This window comes from Pseudoalteromonas sp. Z1A6 (assembly GCF_011378745.1).
GTDB lineage: Bacteria > Pseudomonadota > Gammaproteobacteria > Enterobacterales > Alteromonadaceae > Pseudoalteromonas > Pseudoalteromonas arctica.
This window is the reverse complement of sequence record NZ_WTKW01000504.1, coordinates 1-2157: the sequence shown is the minus strand read 5'-3', so window position 1 is coordinate 2157 and position 2157 is coordinate 1. Positions and strand designations below refer to the sequence as shown.

The following is a 2157-nucleotide window of genomic DNA, read 5'->3' as shown; positions in this document are numbered from 1 at the left end:
TCAAAATAATAAAAAAAAGTCTAACCTAGATGATGACGAAAACCCCCATTTAGATACATGGGCTTGATAATACCAACTTTACTAAATACATAAGCAATCAACTCAAAAAGGCCCTTGCGGGCCTTTTTACTATGTATTTTGCTTATGCCAATTAGCTTAAACTCTTAAGCAGATTGGCATTACTCTTGGTTTTTGCTTTTAAATATATAAAAGCTAAATATAGCGAACACACATACTTGAGCCACAATACCTTGCCATGTTGACTTTATACCAAGCCATGCAATATCAAAGCTCATTGGTAGCGGCGCAATACCTATTATATCGGCCTCTTGTAATGCAATAACAGCTTTGCCCATAAGCACAAACGAGAGTGCAAATAATAGGTAAGTGGTAATTGCAAAAAACTTAGCAACCGGTAATTTAATTGAGTACTTAATTAATACCCACGTAATAATAGCCAGTATTGCTACAGCTATCGCAAAACCCGAAGCAATAGATGAATATTGAGCAGGCGAGCTTTGCGTTAATAAAGACTGATAGAACAATACAGTTTCAAAGACTTCTCGGTATACGGCTATAAACGAAAGCCCTGCTAAACCCCATAATGTACCCGACTCAAGACGCTTATCTATATTGTCTTTGATGTATTTTTGCCATTGCTGCGCACTGGTTTTACTGTGCATCCATACGCCAACATAAAGTAAAATTACAGCGGCAAACAATGCACCAGCACCTTCCATAACTTCGCGACTTGCACCACTTATTTCTATTAATGTTTGCGCCGCAGCCCACGTTAAGCCACCAGCAATAAGTGCGGTTACCCAACCAACATGTACATATTTAAGCGCGTCTTGACGTTTAGTTTTAATAAGTACGGTCATAAGGGCAATAATAACGAGGAGTGCTTCTAGGCCTTCGCGTAGTAATATAACTAAACTCGCTGAGAGGAGTGCACCATCAGTTAGTTTGGTTTCGTTTAGCATGCTATCTGCTTTAGCGAGTTGAGCTAGCGCTGCACTTACTTTTTCGCCAACGATGGCTGTATCTTTCTCGTTTTTAAATGTTTGGCGCAGGTTCATCAGTTGTACTTCGATGTTTTTACGCAGTGTTTCGTCGTAGGCATTTAAGTTGTTTTCAACAAGCTCAAAGCCATCTAGGTAAGCGCTAATTGCTAAATCACTTGCTTGTGAGTAATTGCCTTTAGCATGCGCGGCTTGCGCTGCAAGTAACTGCGTGCGAGTAACCGTTATCGGATTCTTTTTACCGGTAAATAGTTGCTCTGGATTACCACGAAGCCATTTAACGTAATGTGCTTGTGCTTCACTTTGACCTGCCGATAATTGTGCAGGGTTTAAGTTTACAATCTGCGAAGCGGTAATGTTTTGCTCTAGATTTTGTGGTTTTTGAACATCTTTAAATGCCAAGCTACCTACATAAAAAGCTAAAGACCAACGTTGTTGTTCATTAAATTGAGTAAAAGCAACCATTGGCGTGTCGTTAATACCGTTACTTACAGCGTCAAATAAACCCATTAATGAGCGGTTAGTTGCGCGTTCTTCATCGGTAAAGTTGGTAGGCTCTGGCGATAAGTTTTTTGCAAGCGGGCCGTCGCCTTGACCACTAGGGCCGTGACACATTGAACAGTTAGCAGAAAAAAGCGCTTTGGTTTGCTCAACAGGAAGTAGTGATGTAGGTAACGATAGTTGCGGCATAAAGGTAAGTAGCGACTCACGAAGCGCAGAGCTTGCTGCACGTACATCGGCAACACTCGCTTTATTAGCAATCGCTGAATGCAGGGCTTTAGCTTGTGCCTTTACTGTATCAAACTCATTTGTTTGGCTTGATAGCTGTCCAGCTTGCTCAATAATAACGTGCGAAAATTCAGTCATTTCTTGATATTCGTCAGGATCAAGTATTTCACCATTCCCAACAGCTGCCACGTAATCAACACCTACATACTCTGCAAGCTGTGCAATTTGTTTTATTTTTGTTTGCTCATTAGGCGAGGCTGAAACACTAAAGCTTGCCATGACCATTATAAAAAGCATAAAAAAACATTGAAATTGTCGTTTGCTCAGAGACACCAAATTTAAAAACATGTGAGAATTATTTATGGACATCGAAAAGCCCTGTAGAGGAAAAGTCAAAATTATAATT

1 protein-coding gene is annotated in these 2157 nt (G+C 40.2%); it reads right to left on the bottom strand.

Annotation, left to right across the window (positions count from 1 at the left end; translation table 11 throughout):
- Positions 1 to 179: 179 nt before the first annotated feature.
- On the bottom strand, positions 180 to 2036 hold the full coding sequence (locus tag GQR46_RS18945) for a cytochrome c/FTR1 family iron permease (RefSeq protein ID WP_165742085.1): 1857 nt from the start codon (positions 2034 to 2036) through the stop codon (positions 180 to 182).
- Positions 2037 to 2157: the final 121 nt, after the last annotated feature.